Origin of the sequence: Mesorhizobium sp. M1A.F.Ca.IN.022.07.1.1 (genome assembly GCF_003997575.1) — a bacterium.
Taxonomy (GTDB): Bacteria; Pseudomonadota; Alphaproteobacteria; order Rhizobiales; family Rhizobiaceae; genus Mesorhizobium.
The window spans coordinates 1-15839 of record NZ_RZST01000116.1; the positions used below are offsets into that span (position 1 = coordinate 1).

Below are 15839 nucleotides of genomic sequence, written 5' to 3' on the forward strand. Positions count from 1 at the left end.
ACGCAAAGCGTTCGCGAAGTTCCATCAGCGCTGGCCGGCGAGGCGGTGCTGGAAATCGCCGGCCTCAGCGTCAGCGTGCGCGGCGAGGATGGCGAGCGCGAGGTGGTATCCGGCCTGTCGCTGTTTCTCAAACGCGGCGAGACGCTGTGCATCGCCGGCGAGTCCGGCTCCGGCAAGTCGATGACCGCGCTGGCAATCATGCAATTGCTGCCGCAGCCGGCCGGCCGCATCGCCGCCGGCACGATCCGGCTTCGCGATAAGAATGGCAGTGCCGTCGAGCTGACGGTGCTCGACGAACGGCGCATGCGCGACATTCGTGGCGACCGCATCGCCATGATCTTCCAGGAGCCGATGACCTCGCTCAATCCGGTGCTGTCGATCGGCCGGCAGCTCACCGAGTCGATCGAGGCGCATACCGGTGTATCCCACACGGAGGCCAAGCTGCGCGCGGTCGCGGCGCTAAAGGCGGTGCGCATCTCCGAGGCCGAAAGCCGGCTGAAACAATTTCCGCACGAGCTGTCTGGCGGCATGCGCCAGCGGGTGATGATCGCGATGGCGCTGGCGCTCGAACCCGCCGTGCTGATCGCCGACGAGCCGACGACGGCGCTCGACGTGACCGTGCAGGGCGAGGTGCTGGAACTGCTGCGCGACCTGCAGCGCCAGCACGGCACCAGCGTGATCCTGATCACCCACGACATGGGCGTCGTCGCCGAAATGGCCGATCGGGTGATCGTCATGCGCAACGGCCGCATGGTCGAAGAGGGGACGACATCGGCTATTTTTGCCAGGCCGCAAGCCGCGTATACGCGCGAGCTCCTTGCCGCCGTTCCGCGCATCGGCTCCGGCGCGCGCCGCCGGGCTTCCGGCGAGTCCGACGTGGCGGCAATGCAAGACAAGGTGGCGGTCGTGAAAGACCTGCATGTCCGCTTCGACCTGCGCGGTGGCTTCTTCGGCCGCGTCAACCGAAGGGTGCATGCCGTCGAAGGCATTAGCTTCTCGATCGCGCCGAACGAGACGCTGGCGCTGGTCGGCGAATCCGGCTGCGGCAAGTCGACCACCGCCAAGGCGCTGGCCGGCCTCGTTCCTTATAGCGGCGGCGTGACGATCGGCGGACGCGAATTGTCCCGCCTCGGGCGCGACGAGCGCAAGGCGGTGCGACGAGACGTGCAGATGGTCTTCCAGGACCCTTATGCCTCGCTCGACCCGCGCATGCGCGTCGGCGAGCTGGTGGCGGAGCCGCTGCTGATCCACGGCATCGGCTCGAAGGAAGAACGGCGGGAGCGCGTGGCAGCGCTGTTCGAGCGGGTCGGTCTCTCGTCTGAGCAGATAGAGCTTTATCCGCATGAATTCTCGGGCGGCCAACGCCAACGCATCTGCATCGCGCGGGCGCTGGCGCTGAGGCCGAAGCTGATCATCGCCGACGAGAGCGTTTCGGCGCTCGACGTTTCGGTGCAAGCGCGCGTGCTCGATCTCTTGAAGGAGCTGCAGCGCGAATTCGGCGTCGCCTATCTGTTCATCTCGCACGACATGGCGGTGGTCGAAAACGTCTCGGATCGTGTCGCCGTCATGTATCTCGGCCAGATCGTCGAGATCGGCAGTCGCGACCAGGTGTTCTCCAATCCGCGCCATCCCTATACGCGGCGGCTGATCGAGGCCGTGCCTGTTCCCGATCCGTCATTGCGCCGGACACGCTTTGCCCGTCTCGACCGCGAAATTCCAAGCGCGACGCGGCGGATCGGCGAGAGCGTGCCGAAACTGGTGCTCAAGGATTTCGGCGGCGGACATTTCGCCGCCGTCGGAGATTGATCAGGATCACGGCCTGCCGCATTCAGCCTGGCATTCGATTGGCTTTCGGGAGCGGCGATCTGTCCGTTTCGGGATGTACGCGAATGATGGTAGAGCCTGAAGCCGCCACTCACCCATTCCGGATTCTCAATGTCGGTCTTCACACGCCGCAGACTCCTGCAGGGCGCCGCGGCGGCCGGCGCGGCCGGCATCGGCCTCTCGACCGCCGGCAAGTTTGCCGGTTGGGCGGCGGCGAAACCCGAACCGCTGATCTTGAAGACGGCAGGCATTGCAGCGCAGTTGATGGCCGGCGCGCCAACGAAGAATGTCCTGACCTATGGCGAGGCCGGCCCGCCGCCGGTCATCAGGATGAAGAAAGGCAAGCCATTCGCTGCGCGGCTCGTCAACGGCATCGACGACCCGACGACCATCCATTGGCATGGCATCCGCGTTCCCAACAAGATGGACGGCGTGCCGTTCATGATCCAGCCCTATGTGTATCAGGGCGATCATTTCGACTACGCCTTCGCGCCGCCAGACGCCGGCACTTTCTGGTATCACCCGCATTGCAATACGCTGGAACAGATGGGCCATGGGCTGACCGGCGTCATCGTGGTGGAAAACCCGAACGATCCTGCCTTCGATGCCGAAGTGGCGCTCAATCTGCGCGACTGGCGCCTCGGCGATGACGGCCAGGTCATCGCGCAGTTCCGGCCGCGCGATGCGGCGCGCAGCGGCACCTATGGCACGGTGCGCACGGCCAACTGGCTCGACCAGCCGCAATATGACGCGCCGGCCGGCGGGCTGGTGCGGCTGCGGGCCGCCATCACCGACGTCACGCGCATCTATGGCTTCCGCGTCGACGGCGCCGAGGCCGCCGTCATCGCGCTCGACGGCAATCCGGTGCCGCAGCGCTTTGCGCCCGACGCCCTGCAGCTCGGGCCCGGACAACGGCTGGAGCTTGCCATCCGCATGCCCGACGACGAAGGCGCGATCGTCAGCCTGCGGGATGTCAGGGGCACGAAGCCAAAGGTTCTGGCGACACTGCGTGCGGTCGGCGAATCGCTCAAGCGCGATCTTCGCGATCTCGGCCCGCTCGAGCCCAATCCGGTGGCGGAGGTGGACGTCGCCGCCGCGAGGCGCATTCCGCTGGCGCTGAGCGCCACGGCCGAAAATGTCGCGGCCGACAGCATCTGTGGGTCGCTCGGCTATAGTTTCTGGGCGATCAACAAGGTGCCGTGGCCGGGCGACACGCCGGACCCGACCGCGCCGCTGGCCGAGCTGAAACTCGGCCAAAGCTACATCATCGACATGGAAAACCTGACGCCGCACGCGCACCCGATCCACCTGCACGGCATGAGCTTCAAGGTGCTGTCGTCCTCGACGCGCGCGGTCCAGCCGCTTATCTCCGACACCTATCTGATCCAGCCCGACGAGAAGGTGCAGCTGGGCTTTGTCGCTGACAACCCCGGCGACTGGCTGCTCCACTGCCACATCATCGAGCACCAGAAGACGGGCATGACGAGCTATTTGCGCGTAGCGTGAGCGCATGGAGCGGTAGGCGCCCTCGCCTTTGACGGGAATTCGCGGACCTCGACGGGTTGACGCCCTTGCCCACTTGCCTAGGTAGCCAAGAGGCGCTGGGGCGGCACGCAACTCCGACCGACGGCATGACATCTTTGCGCATTCGAAAACTTGCCTTGTTGCGGCAGGCATCTCCATCCTGTCGTCCTGCGTCATCCCCGACGATACGTCGCGGGTCGCGAAAGAGGATGCCACCACGGCGGCCGCCCGCCGGGAAATGGTTGGCCTCAGCGAGGCCGATGTTCGCATGTGCGCCGGCTTTCCGACCGCGACCGCCGATGTGGGACCTTCCGGCCAGATCTGGACCTATCAGCGCAGCGTGCAGCGCGGCAATCTCAACATCGCGGTGCCGACTATGGCCCTGGGCGCTATCCCCGCGGTTGGAGGGTCCGTCAACGTCGCGCCCGGCGGCTATTGCAACACGCAGATCCGCATGCTCGGCGGCCGTGTCGCGGAAGTGACCTATGCCGGCGACAACAATTTGCCCAACAGCATCGATGCGCTCTGCGTCAGCACGGTGGACGCCTGCGTGGCCTATGCGCGACAGCGCAATCGCAAAGCGACGGCGGTCTCCAGGTGATCGGGCAATACCGGCTACGCGGAGCCTCCAGTTGGCACTTATCCTGGAGCTACCTTAGCGTCCGCCGGGATGAATGGCGCCGGGCTCTTTTTCGGAGGCGCCGGGTGAAACTTGCCGGCCCATGTTTGTGCGGGTTTCGGGCGGCGAGGCGTCCATCAGGTTCCTGACCTTGGCGTTGTTGTGCGCATGGATGATGGCACGGCCGAGATGGAGCAGGATTCCCACCGCTGACATTGATACTTCCTCCGTTGGGATGGCGGATACGTCGGCGGCGGGACGCCCAACCCAATGCGCCCCGTCTGTTTCGTGTCAATGACGCGGAAGATGGCTTCTCGTTGCCAATTCGTGACCTGGAAACAGAGCAGGCCGGCGCGCAGGACGCAGGATGCGAGTGGAAACATGATCTGACGCCCATATGTGCGGCGGGAAAGAAAAGTGATCCTGGTCGCCGCAAATCGTCCCGAATCCGAAGGTCTTTCGGCCGCCCAATTCGAGACGATGGAGAGGTCGATGAAATTGTCCGTCCTTACCCTTGCCGGCACCATGCTGGCGCTGGCGCCCGCGGTTCAGGCGGCGCCGATGATCGGTATCCCGGCTGGAGACGGCCTCGTGCAGCAGGCGCATGTGACATGCGCGTACCTGACGGAAGACGGCTATTGCGTGCGCCCGCACAAGAAGCACAAGCATTGGAAGCGCGAGCGGCACTACCGGCCGGTCTATCGCACCTACGAGCCGCAGCCGTCGGACGAGTATTACTGGCGCTACGAGCGCCAGCGGCCGATTGTCCGCGTCATCCCCGGCTATCCGCGGCAGGATGAAGATAATTGGGACGATTGGGATGACTGAGCGACTGGCGGGCCCAGAGCCCGCCCCTGCTTTCGGCTGGTGGAGCTGAGGGGGATCGAACCCCTGACCTCATCATTGCGAACGATGCGCTCTCCCAGCTGAGCTACAGCCCCGTTCCAGCGGATCGGCTTGTATCGGTCGCGGCGGTTTGATGTCAAGGCGAAACGGCTGCCCGGCATCGAGCGCCGAAACGGCCGGGCCTTGCCGGTTCCGCGCGCAATGGCTACATGTCGGCGACAATTTGGAGACCGGCATGATCGCCCTTATTCAAACCATCGTCATGGCGCTTGATATCTACTGGTGGATCATCATCGCCTCGGCGATCTTTTCCTGGCTCTATGCCTTCAACGTCGTCAACTCGCGCAACCAGTTTGTCGGCACCGTCGGCAATATGCTTTACCGTCTGACCGAGCCGGCGCTGCGGCCGATCCGTCGCTACATGCCCGATCTTGGCGGCATCGACATCTCGCCGATCATTCTTCTTTTGATCATCTTCTTCATCCGCCAGTTTTTGATCACCACCGTCTTCTCCTGGGTCGCTTAAGGCCGATCCATGGCCTCGCCGTTCCGTCCGCGCGACGACTGCATCGACCTTTTCGTGCGGCTGACTCCGAAGGCGGCAGTGGATCGGATCGAAGGCATTGAGACGGCCGCCGACGGGCGCAGCCATCTCAAGGCGCGTATGCGCGCGGTGCCGGAGAACGGCGCCGCCAATAGGGCGCTGGAGCGGATGGTGGCGAAGGCGCTTGGCGTGCCGGGATCGGCGGTTTCGGTGGTGGCCGGAGGCACGTCCCGGCTTAAGACGCTGCGGATCTGGGGTGATGCGGCCGAACTGGCGAAGAGCGTCGAGGCGCTTTCCGGGTAATCCAAACTTGAGAGGCAGGGCGGGCCGGCGCCCGCCTCTGTCCTGCCGGACATTTCCTCCACTCGGGGAGATCGGCAGTTCAGCGCCGGCGCTTCAATCTCCCAGCGGCAGCTTCGGATCGTCGACCTTCAGCGTGTTCACGCTCTGCTTGATGCGGCGCAGGTTCTCCAGCACCTTCGGCCCGCGCGATTCCGCCACCGTGGTGGCGATCATGTCGAGAATGGCAAGCAGTGCGTAGCGCGACGAGGTCGGCTTGTAGATATTGCCGTCCTCGAAAGACTGCAGCTGGATGACCGTGTCGGCGACCTTGGCCAAAGCCGAATCGGGCGCGGTGATGGCGACGGTGGCTGCCCCATATTGCTGCGCGACCTCGACCGCCTCGATGACCGAGCGGGCATAGCCCGAGACCGAGAAGGCGACCAGCGTCGTCTCCGGTGTCGCGACCGCCGCATACATGCGCTGTAACTGGCCGTCGACCTGGGCGAGCGCCGAGAGGCCCAGCCGGAACAGCCGATTTTGCATCTCCGTCGCCATCATCGAGGAGATGCCGCCGGAGCCGATGCACAGCACATTGCCGGAACCGGCGATGCGGGCGCCGACAGCCATCAGCGTGGTCATGTCGAGATTTTCGCTGGCGCGCTGGATGGCGGCGACCGCTGCCTCGGTAATGGCGGAAGCGATGCGCTGCTCGCGCGCGTCGCGGCTGAGCGGTTCCGGCGACAGGTACTGACCGCCGATGGCGATCGCCTGCGCCAAATAGAATTTGAAATCGCGCAGGCCCTCGCAGCCGAGATTGCGGCAGAAGCGGGTGACGGTCGGCTCGCTGACGCCGACACGCGCGGCAATCTCCGAAATCGCTGCCTTGGAGGCGAAATCGAGATCGGAAAGCACCAAGCCGGCCAGCCGGCGGTCCGATTTGGTGCCGTCCTGCGACATCAGTTGCAGGCGGGTGATGATGTCGGCCGGGGTCTTCATCCTTTCATCTCACAGCGGCAGGCCCGTCGCCTTGTCGAAGAGATGGATGTTGCGCGGGTCGACGCTCACTGGCAGCCGGTCACCCGGCTTCACCTGCAGCCGGTCGCGGAACACGGCGCGTACCGTGTCGTCGCCGATCGAGCCATAGACATGGGTCTCTGAGCCGGTCGGCTCGACCACGTCGACGTCGATGGCGATGGCATCGTCACGCGCGCCGATGATGAAATGCTCGGGGCGGATGCCCGCCTCGACCGTGTCGCCGCCGGACGCTGTCTTGCCGGCAAGCGCCAGCCGGCCGCCGCCTTTGGTCTCTAACCAGGACTTGGCGTCGGCGGTCTTCAGCGCGCCGGAAACAAAACTCATCGACGGCGAGCCGATGAAGCCGGCGACGAACTTGTTGGCCGGCCGGTCGTAGAGTTCGAGCGGCTGTCCGACCTGTTGGATGCGACCACGATCCATCACGACGATGCGGTCGGCCATGGTCATGGCCTCGATCTGGTCGTGGGTGACGTAGACGATGGTCGATTTCAGCCGCTGGTGCAGCGCCTTGATCTCGGTGCGCATCTGCACGCGCAACTGCGCGTCGAGATTGGAGAGCGGCTCATCGAACAGAAAGACGGAGGGCTCACGCACGATGGCGCGGCCCATGGCGACGCGCTGACGCTGGCCGCCGGACAACTGCCTGGGATAGCGGTCGAGATAGGAGAAGAGGTTGAGCACGCCGGACGCTTTCTTCACCTTGTCGTCGATCGCGGCACGCGTCTCGCCGCGGATCTTCGGGCCGAAGCCGATATTGTCGGCGGCCCTCAGATGCGGGAACAGGGCATAGGACTGGAAGACCATGGCGATGTTGCGCTTCTGCGGCGGCAGGTCGTTGGCACGGGTGCCGCCGATCACGAGATCACCGGAGGAGATCGTCTCCAGCCCGGCCAGCATGCGCAGGAGCGTGGACTTACCGCAGCCGGACGGACCAACCAGCACGACGAACTCGCCGCTTTTGATCTCGAGGTTGATGTCCTCGAGGATTTTATGCTGGCCGAAGGATTTCGATAGGTTGCGAAACTGGACATCGGTCATGGTCACGCTCCCAAAATGTCGTCGATGAAAGGCAGGTAGCCGGCTGTCAGTCCGGCGTCCACCGGCACCACGGCGCCCGTTATGCCGGATGCGCGGTCGGAAGCAAGGAAAGCCACGGCCTCGGCCACTTCCGACGCATTCACGATGCGGCCGAGCGGATAGAGCCGCTTCAGCCGGCCGAGGATCTCGGGATCCTTAGCCAGGCGATGATCCCAGGCGGCGGTGCGGATCGAGCCAGGGCAGACGACGTTGGCGCGCACGCCGCTGCGGCCAAGTTCGACGGCGATCGACTTGGCGTAAGCGTTGATGCCGGCCTTGGCGGCGGCATAGGCCGGATTGCCGAAATGCGCGATGGCGTTGACCGAGGAGATGAAGACGACGCTGCCCGAGCCGCGCGCGGCCATCGCCTTGACCAGCGGATCGGCGAAACTCATCACGCCGGCGAGGTTGAGGTCGAGCTCCTGTTCTATTCTGTCCGGCGTCAACGCTTTCAGCGTCTCGGCGCGCGTCCAGCCGGCATTGTTGACAAGGATATCCGGCACGCCGTCCTTGTCGAGCAGGCTTGAGATCGCCGCTTCGATCGAGGTGCGGTCGAGCAGGTTGAAAACGTGGCACGAGGCGATGTACGGGCTGGTCAGCGCCTCGGCCGACTGGTCGCAGCCGACGATGCGGCCGCCGCGCTCGGCCATCAGCGCCACGATCGCCGAGCCAAGACCGCCGCCGGCGCCGGTGACGACAATTGTCTTGCCCTCGAAATCGCCCTGCGACGCCACGATCAGTGCTCCTCGCCACTTCCGACAGGGAGAGAACGCTACTCAACGAAATGTAATTAAGCAACATGATAAACTGCTTGCTTCCCCGAAAACCATCGATAATGTAGGAAAGTAACATAAATCCTGTGCCCGCCGGGCCAGGCGCGAATGCGCATCACGGGAGGAGATCAGATGAGCCTTGCGAAATGGACTGTCGGCCTGTTGGCCGGAATGAGCATGCTGGCGCTTGCCGCGCCCGCCGATGCGGGCGAGGTGCGCGTCACCGTCGCCGAATACAGCGCCAAGACCGGCCCCTATTTCGAAGAGGTGAAGAAGGAGTTCGAGGCGGCCAATCCCGGCATTACCATCAAATATGAAGTGGTGCCGTGGGACGTGCTCCTGCAGAAGCTGACCACCGACATCACTGCCGGCACCAATGCCGATCTGTCGATCATCGGCACGCGCTGGCTGATCGACTTCGTGCAGCAAGACGTCGCCGAGCCGCTCGACAGCTACATCAAGCCCGAGTTCAAGGACCGCTTCATAGATACCTTCCTGCAGCCCTCGATCATGAACGGCCATACCTATGGCCTGCCGATCGCCGCCTCGGCGCGTGCCATGTATTACAACAAGGAGCTGTTCGAGAAGGCCGGCATAGCCAAGCCGCCGGCAACCTGGACCGAGTTGCAGGAGGACGCGCGCAAGATCAAGGCGGTCGGCGCCTTCGGCTACGGCCTGCAAGGCAAGGAGATCGAGACGGACGTCTATTACTACTACGCGATGTGGTCATTCGGCACCGAGATCCTCAACAAGGACGGCACGTCGGGCCTGAGCACGCCGGGCGCGCTTGAAGCGGCCAAGCTTTACAAGTCGATGATCGACGAGGGCCTGACCGAGCCTGGCGTGACCTCCAACAACCGCGAGGACGTGCAGAACCTGTTCAAGCAGGGCAAGGTCGGCATGATGATCACCGCGCCATTCCTCTCCAACCAGATCAAGGAAGAGGCGCCGAGCCTGAAATACGGCGTCGCCGCCATTCCGGCCGGGCCGACCGGCGCGCGCGGCACCTATGGCGTCACCGATTCCATAATCATGTTCAAGAACTCCAAGAACAAGGACGAGGCCTGGAAGCTGCTCGACTTCCTGTTCACCAAGGAGCAGCGCGCCAAGTTCACGCAAGGCGAAGGCTTCCTGCCCGTGAACAAGGAAGAGGCGAAGATGGACTATTACGTCAACAACGCCGACCTCGCCGCCTTCACCGCGCTGTTGCCCGACGCTCGCTTCGCGCCGGTCATCCCGGGCTGGGAAGAAATCGCCCAGATCACTTCCGACGCCATGCAGAAGATCTATCTCGGCAGCGCCGAGCCGGAGGCCGCTTTGAAGGAGGCGGCAGACAAGGCCAACGGCGTACTGAAGAAATAGGGCGTATCTCCCTGCGCCCGTGGCGCGCCCCACCCCGTCGGGGCGCGCCACATCTCTCCGGCTTGGCAATCGCAGGAAAACGGGCGCGGTTTTCTGTCGGATTGCGGAAAAACGACCGGGCAATCGGTTCAGACAAGGACAATCATCGATGTCGGCTCAAACGCCGGCGAGGAATGCAAATCCTGAAGCAATTGCCCAGGAAGAACGACAGCCAAGCCGGCAGGCCAGCGAAATTCCAATGCGGGGACGTGCCTTGAGCACCAATGCCACTGCCATCTACCCGCAACGCGGTGCAAGCCAGCCGATGCAAAGCCGTATCGTGCCCTATCTGCTGACGCTTCCCAGCCTTTTGCTGGCGGCGGTGGTGATCTTCTGGCCCGTCTGGGATCTCGTGCAGATCTCGACGCATGACGTGAATCGCTTTGGCCAGCTGCGCGACTTCAGCGGCCTGGCCAATTTCCGGGCGCTTGCTGCCGATCCCGATTTTGTCGCCGCCCTGTGGCGCACCGGCCTATGGACCGTGCTGGTGGTCGGCGGGGCGCTGCTCTTGTCGATCCCGGTGGCGATCATACTCAATACCGACTTCTACGGCCGTGGGCTGGCCCGCGTCATCATCATGCTGCCCTGGGCGGTGTCGCTCACCATGACGGCGGTGGTATGGCGCTGGGCGCTCAACGGCGAAAGCGGCATGCTGAACTCGGGGCTGATGAAGCTCGGCCTGATCAGCCAGAACATCCAGTGGCTGGCGAGCGCCGAGACCGCCTTCCCGATGCAGGTGCTGATCGGCATACTGGTGACGGTGCCGTTCACCACCACGATCTTCCTCGGCGGCCTGTCGTCGATCCCCGACGATCTCTACGAAGCCGCGGCGCTGGAGGGCGCGACCCCCTTACAGCAGTTCCGCGAGATCACCTTTCCGCTCCTAAAACCGTTCATCAACATCGCGATCGTGCTCAACACGATCTACGTCTTCAACTCCTTCCCGATCATCTGGGTGATGACTCAAGGGGGACCGGCGAACTCCACCGACATATTGGTCACCCATCTCTACAAGCTCGCCTTCCGCATCGGCAAGCTGGGCGAGGCTTCGGCGGTGTCGCTGGTGATGTTCGTCATCCTGCTCATCTTCACCATGATCTATGTGCGGCTCGCCATGCGGGAGCAACGCGCATGAGAAACGGCAAGCTGAAACGCTCGATCATCGCCTGGCTGCTGCTTGCGCCATTGATCGTGGTGACGATCTTCCCCTTCGCGGTGATGTTCCTCACTGCGGTCAAGCCGCGGACCGAAGTGCTGACGCCAACATGGTGGCCGAGCGAATTCCGCTGGTCGAATTTTGCCGATATGTGGGTGGCGACCGGTTTCGGCCAGGCGCTTCTCAATTCGCTCTATGTCTCGGCGCTCGCCACGATCGGCGCCATCCTGATCTCGGTGCCGGCGGCCTATGCCATGTCGCGCTTCCGCTTTGCCGGTTATGGCGCGTTCCGCCAGTTCCTTCTGATCTCGCAGATGATCTCGCCGATCGTGCTGGTGCTTGGCCTGTTCAGGCTGATGGCCGCCTGGGGGCTGGTCGAGAGCACGACGGCACTCGGCTTCATCTACATGGCCTTCAACGTCGCCTTCACCGTCTGGATGCTGCAGAGTTATTTCGACACCATTCCGCGCGACCTCGAGGAGGCCGCCTGGATGGAAGGGGCCGGCCGCTGGCTGACGCTGCGAAAAGTGTTCCTGCCGCTTTGCCTGCCGGCAATCGCTGTGACGGCGATCTTCACCTTCATCAACGCCTGGAACGAGTTCGTCGTGGCGCTCACCATGTTGCGCAGCCAGGAAAGCTACACGCTGCCGATCCAGGTTTTCTCGCTGGTCGCCGGGCGCTACACGATCGAATGGCACCATGTCATGGCGGCAACGCTGCTGGCGACGCTGCCGGTGGCGATCCTCTTCATCTGGCTCCAGCGCTACCTGGTCCGCGGGCTGGCATTAGGAGCGGTGAAATAGCAATCCCGGCAATTCCAGGAAAACTGTGCAGCGGTTTTCCGTCCGGAATTGCCAAAAACAAATAGTCCACGGAGTTTTGATGCGCATCTTCACCGCCTCCCTGGCGACGGAAACCAACACCTTCTCGCCGGTGCCGACCGACCGGGCCTCGTTCGAGATGGCCTTCTATGCCGGCCCGGGAAAACATCCGGAGACGCCGACGCTGTGCTCCTCGCCGATCGTGGCGCTGCGCCGGCGTGCGGCCAGCGAAGGCCTGACCGTCATCGAAGGCACCGCCACCTGGGCGGAGCCCGGCGGGCTGGTGCAGCGGCAGGCTTTTGAGGCGCTGCGCGACGAGATCCTCGACCAGCTCAATGCCACCCTGCCGGTCGATGCGGTGATCCTCGGCCTGCACGGCGCGATGGTGGCGCAGGGTTATGACGACTGCGAGGGCGACCTGCTGGAGCGTGTGCGCGCTATCGTCGGGCCGAAGGTGGTGATCGCCTCGGAATTCGATCCGCACAGCCATCTGACGCCCAAGCGCGTCGCGGCCTCCGACATCATGGCCTATTTCCTCGAATTCCCGCACACCGATTTCTACGAGCGCGGCGAGCATGTGGTCGAGCTCGGCCTTGCCGCGGCGCGGGGCGAAATCAAGCCGGTGATCTCGACCTTCGACTGCCGCATGATCCAGGTGCTGCCGACCAGCCGCGAGCCGATGCGCTCCTTCGTCGACAAGATCAAAGCGCTGCACGGCAAGGACGGCGTGCTGTCGGTCTCGGTCATCCACGGCTTCATGGCCGCCGACGTGCCGGAAATGGGCACGCGCATCCTCGTAATCACCGACAACGACAAAGAAAAAGGCGACCAACTCGCCGAGACGCTGGGACGCGAGCTCTATGCGCTGCGCGAAAAGACGGCGATGACGATGCTCTCCGCGTCCGCCGGCATCGAGCGGGCGCTTGCCGTGCGTGCGGCACAGAAGGACAAGCCGGTGGTGATCGCCGATATCTGGGACAATCCGGGCGGCGGCGTGCCGGGCGACGGCACCATCGTGCTCTCCGAATTGCTGGCGCGCGGGATCGACAGGGTCGGCGTCGCCACGATCTGGGATCCGATCGCGGTGACCTTCTGCCAGGCGGCCGGCGATGGCGCCGTCATCGACCTGCGCTTCGGCGGCAAGGCCGGGCCGCAGGCGGGCGAGCCGATCGACGCGCGCGTCACGGTGCTCAAGGCCGTCAGCGAGGGCTGGCAAAGCTTCGGGCCGAGCCGGGTGACGCTCGGGCCGGCTGCGGTGGTTCGCATCGAGGGCACCGAGGTCGACGTCATCCTCAACACCAACCGCACCCAGACCTTCGAGCCGGACATCTTCTCCAATATCGGCGTCGATCCGATGTCGAAGGACATCCTGCTGATCAAGTCGACCAACCATTTCTACGCCGGCTTCGCGCCGATTGCCGCCGAGGTCATCTATGTCGCGGCGCCGAGTTCTTATCCCAGCAATCCGGCGGCGACGGATTACAGGAAGCTGAGGAGACCGATATGGCCGAGGGTGAAGGATCCGTGGAAGGATGAGGCTCCTCCTTCTCCCCCTGTGGGAGAAGGTGTCGCCGCAGGCGACGGATGAGGGGTGCTCCAAGGAATGCTGACGTCTCACTCCGCTGGAACACCCCTCATCCGTCTCGGCGCTCCGCGCCGATCCACCTTCTCCCACATGGGGAGAAGGGAGGGGCGCGCTACACCAACCCTCTTTTCACCATCATCGCCTCGGGCGAAGGCATTTTCCCACGGAAGGCCGTGTAAAGCTCTTCCGGATCCTTCGCTCCGCCGGCGGCGTAGATGTTCTTCCTCAGCCGCTCGGCCAGTTCCGGGTTGAAAGGATCGCCTGTTTCCTCGAAGGCGGAAAAGGCGTCGGCGTCCAGCACCTCCGACCACATGTAGGAATAGTAGCCGGCTGAATACCCCTCGCCGGCGAAGATATGACCGAAATGCGGGGTGCGATGACGCATGGCGATGGTGTCGGGCATATGCAGCTTTTCCAGCGTTTCGGCCTCGAACGGAAGCGGCTCGGCCGGCGCGTCCGGCCTTGCGTGATAAGCCATGTCGATCAGCGCCGAGGCGGTGAACTCGACCGTGGCGAAGCCGGCGCCGAAGGTGCGGGCGGCGAGCATCTTGTCGAGCAGGTCCTTCGGCATCGGCTTGCCGGTCTTGACGTGCAGCGCATGCTTTTCCAGCACCGCCGGCACCGTCAGCCAATGCTCATAGAGCTGCGAGGGCAGTTCGACGAAGTCGCGGCTGACCGAGGTGCCGGACACCGACGGCCAGGTGACGTCGGTCAGCATACCATGCAGCGCATGGCCGAATTCGTGAAACAGCGTTTTTGCTTCGTCGACGGAGAGAAGGGCCTGCTCGCCGGCCGGCGGCTTGGCGAAGTTCATGATGTTGTAGATGACCGGCATCGCGCCTTCCCCAAGCTTGTAGCCGGATTTCAGCGCGCTCATCCAGGCGCCGGAGCGTTTCGAGGGCCGCGCGAAGTAATCCGCCAGAAACAGGCCGCGCTCGCTGCCGTCCGCGTTCTTGACCACGAAGACGCGCGCGTCGGGATGCCAGGCGGCAATGCCCTTCTTCTCTTCGAAGCTGATGCCGAACAGCTTGGTCGCGACGTCGAAGCAGGCGTCGATGACGCGCTCGAGCTGCAGGTAGGGCTTCAGCTCGGCCTCGTCGAAGGCGAATTTCTCGGCGCGCAGCTTCTCCTGGTAGAAGCGCCAGTCCCATGCCGCGAATTTTTCGTTGCTGCCGGCTTCGGTGGCCAGCCGCTCCAGCTGCTTCTGATCGGCGGCCGCCTTTTCCAGCGCCTTTTCCCAGACCGGATCGAGCAGGTTGTGCACCGCCTTCGGCGTCTTCGCCATCGTGTCGTCGAGCTTAAGCGCCGCGAAAGACTCATAGCCGAGCAGCCTCGCCTTCTCGGCGCGCAGCTTCAGCATGTCGCGCACCACATCGGTATTGTCGCTGGCGCCGCCATTCTGGCCGCGCATGATGAAGGCGCGGAAGGCGATCTCGCGCAGGTCGCGGCGCTCCGAGAAGGTCGAGAACGGCTCGTAGATCGAGCGCGACAGCGTCACCGCATAGCGACCCTTCTGGCCACGCATCTCGGCCGCCTCGGCCATCGAGCTCTTCAAGAAATCCGGGAGGCCGACGAGGTCAGCCTCGTCGAGGAACAGCGCCCAGTCGCGTTCGTCGGCCAGCACATTCTGGCCGAATTTGGTGCCGAGCGAGGAGAGTTCCTCGTTGATTGCCGCCAGCCGCTTCTTGCCTTCCGCATCGAGCTTCGCACCGGAGCGGACGAAGCCTTTCCAGGTCTTTTCCAGCACACGCAACGTCTCGGCATCGAGGCTCAGCCTGCCGCGGCGCTGGTAGAGGTCGTCGATGCGGGCAAACAGCTTGTCGTTCATCGAGATCGCGGAGAAGTGCCGCGACATCTTGGGCGAAATCTCGCGCTCCAGCTGCTGGATGGTGTCGTTGGTGTGGGCGCCGGCACGACACCAGAAGATCGACGAGACATGGTCGAGCGGCTCGCCGGCGAGCTCAAGTGCAGCCAGCGTGTTTTCGATCGTTGCCGCCTCGCTGTTGCCGGCGATCGCGTCGATCTCAGCCTTGTGCGCTGCCAGCGCCGCGTCGAATACCGGCCCGAAATCATTGTCGCCGATGCGGGTGAAATCGGGCAGGCCGAGCGGGCCTTGCCAAAGCGTCAGCGGATGGGCGGCGAGGTCGACGGTCTTTGACATGGGCAAATCCATAGGCGCTTTTGGTGGGGCTGAATGCAGGCGGGTTATCCCGATGTAGGGCGGTGCTCGGCACCGCGCAACAACAGGATCAGTAGGCGCTGCAGTCCTGCGCGACCGCCGTCTGGGTGCTGGCGGTTATGCGGCCGCCGACGACGGTGAAGGTCTCGCGCATCAGCGTGTCGTTCTCGGGG

15 protein-coding genes and 1 tRNA gene are annotated in these 15839 nt (G+C 64.0%); 10 read left to right on the top strand and 6 right to left on the bottom strand.

Annotated features, from left to right (window positions below; genetic code table 11):
- The first annotated feature begins 30 nt into the window (after positions 1–30).
- The 3 genes from EOA75_RS15145 to EOA75_RS15155 all read left to right on the top strand — a co-directional run bounded on the left by EOA75_RS15145 (position 31) and on the right by EOA75_RS15155 (position 3949).
- A complete protein-coding gene (locus EOA75_RS15145) occupies positions 31–1806 on the top strand; it encodes an ABC transporter ATP-binding protein (RefSeq protein ID WP_127324574.1) in 1776 nt (591 codons plus the stop codon).
- A 129-nt stretch (positions 1807–1935) separates the two neighbouring features.
- Positions 1936–3330 (top strand): multicopper oxidase family protein, encoded by a 1395-nt coding sequence (locus EOA75_RS15150; RefSeq protein WP_127324568.1) that lies wholly within the window; start codon positions 1936–1938, stop codon positions 3328–3330.
- A 286-nt stretch (positions 3331–3616) separates the two neighbouring features.
- Positions 3617–3949 (top strand): hypothetical protein, encoded by a 333-nt coding sequence (locus EOA75_RS15155; protein WP_245466642.1) that lies wholly within the window; start codon positions 3617–3619, stop codon positions 3947–3949.
- A 54-nt stretch (positions 3950–4003) separates the two neighbouring features.
- On the opposite strand, the gene EOA75_RS15160 is transcribed toward EOA75_RS15155, so the two are convergent.
- Positions 4004–4183, bottom strand: coding sequence for a hypothetical protein (locus EOA75_RS15160; RefSeq protein ID WP_067323098.1), 180 nt, complete (start codon positions 4181–4183; stop codon positions 4004–4006).
- A gap of 276 nt (positions 4184–4459) precedes the next feature.
- Between EOA75_RS15160 and EOA75_RS15165 the strand changes: the two genes are divergently transcribed.
- A complete protein-coding gene (locus EOA75_RS15165) occupies positions 4460–4795 on the top strand; it encodes a hypothetical protein (protein WP_127247301.1) in 336 nt (111 codons plus the stop codon).
- Positions 4796–4832: 37 nt separating this feature from the next.
- Here EOA75_RS15165 and EOA75_RS15170 read toward each other — a convergent pair.
- Positions 4833–4908, bottom strand: a tRNA-Ala gene (locus EOA75_RS15170).
- 140 nt (positions 4909–5048) lie between these two features.
- Here EOA75_RS15170 and EOA75_RS15175 point away from each other — a divergent pair.
- The gene (locus EOA75_RS15175; protein ID WP_067002157.1) at positions 5049–5339 is read left to right on the top strand and encodes a YggT family protein; all 291 of its coding nucleotides are present in this window, start codon (positions 5049–5051) and stop codon (positions 5337–5339) included.
- A 9-nt stretch (positions 5340–5348) separates the two neighbouring features.
- Entirely contained in the window at positions 5349–5660 is a 312-nt protein-coding gene (locus tag EOA75_RS15180) for a DUF167 family protein (protein ID WP_127324570.1), read from the top strand.
- A gap of 93 nt (positions 5661–5753) precedes the next feature.
- Here the strand turns inward: EOA75_RS15180 and EOA75_RS15185 are convergent, their stop codons facing one another.
- Genes EOA75_RS15185 through EOA75_RS15195 form a run of 3 tightly spaced genes read right to left on the bottom strand, consistent with a single transcriptional unit; the run spans position 5754 to position 8485 of the window.
- The gene (locus tag EOA75_RS15185; protein WP_067001412.1) at positions 5754–6635 is read right to left on the bottom strand and encodes a MurR/RpiR family transcriptional regulator; all 882 of its coding nucleotides are present in this window, start codon (positions 6633–6635) and stop codon (positions 5754–5756) included.
- Positions 6636–6644: 9 nt separating this feature from the next.
- A complete protein-coding gene (gene ugpC / locus EOA75_RS15190; protein ID WP_127324571.1) occupies positions 6645–7712 on the bottom strand; it encodes a sn-glycerol-3-phosphate ABC transporter ATP-binding protein UgpC in 1068 nt (355 codons plus the stop codon).
- A 2-nt stretch (positions 7713–7714) separates the two neighbouring features.
- A complete protein-coding gene (locus EOA75_RS15195) occupies positions 7715–8485 on the bottom strand; it encodes an SDR family oxidoreductase (protein ID WP_127324572.1) in 771 nt (256 codons plus the stop codon).
- Positions 8486–8656: 171 nt separating this feature from the next.
- On the opposite strand from EOA75_RS15195, the gene EOA75_RS15200 reads away from it, so the two are divergent.
- From EOA75_RS15200 to EOA75_RS15215, 4 genes are all read left to right on the top strand, one after another.
- On the top strand, positions 8657–9886 hold the full coding sequence (locus tag EOA75_RS15200) for a sugar ABC transporter substrate-binding protein (RefSeq protein ID WP_067002159.1): 1230 nt from the start codon (positions 8657–8659) through the stop codon (positions 9884–9886).
- Positions 9887–10190: 304 nt separating this feature from the next.
- Positions 10191–11060: a sugar ABC transporter permease gene (locus EOA75_RS15205; RefSeq protein ID WP_067002161.1), complete on the top strand. Its 870-nt coding sequence runs from the start codon at positions 10191–10193 to the stop codon at positions 11058–11060.
- Positions 11057–11884 carry a carbohydrate ABC transporter permease gene (locus tag EOA75_RS15210; RefSeq protein WP_067001418.1) on the top strand — a complete coding sequence of 276 codons (828 nt, stop codon included), beginning with the start codon at positions 11057–11059 and terminating at the stop codon, positions 11882–11884. The genes EOA75_RS15205 and EOA75_RS15210 overlap by 4 nt, the downstream gene beginning before the upstream one ends.
- 79 nt (positions 11885–11963) lie before the next feature.
- The gene (locus EOA75_RS15215; RefSeq protein WP_127324573.1) at positions 11964–13490 is read left to right on the top strand and encodes a M81 family metallopeptidase; all 1527 of its coding nucleotides are present in this window, start codon (positions 11964–11966) and stop codon (positions 13488–13490) included.
- 109 nt (positions 13491–13599) lie between these two features.
- On the opposite strand, the gene EOA75_RS15220 is transcribed toward EOA75_RS15215, so the two are convergent.
- Positions 13600–15654, bottom strand: a complete 2055-nt coding sequence (locus EOA75_RS15220; protein ID WP_127324575.1) for a M3 family metallopeptidase — start codon at positions 15652–15654, stop codon at positions 13600–13602.
- Between the last annotated feature and the right edge of the window lie 185 nt (positions 15655–15839).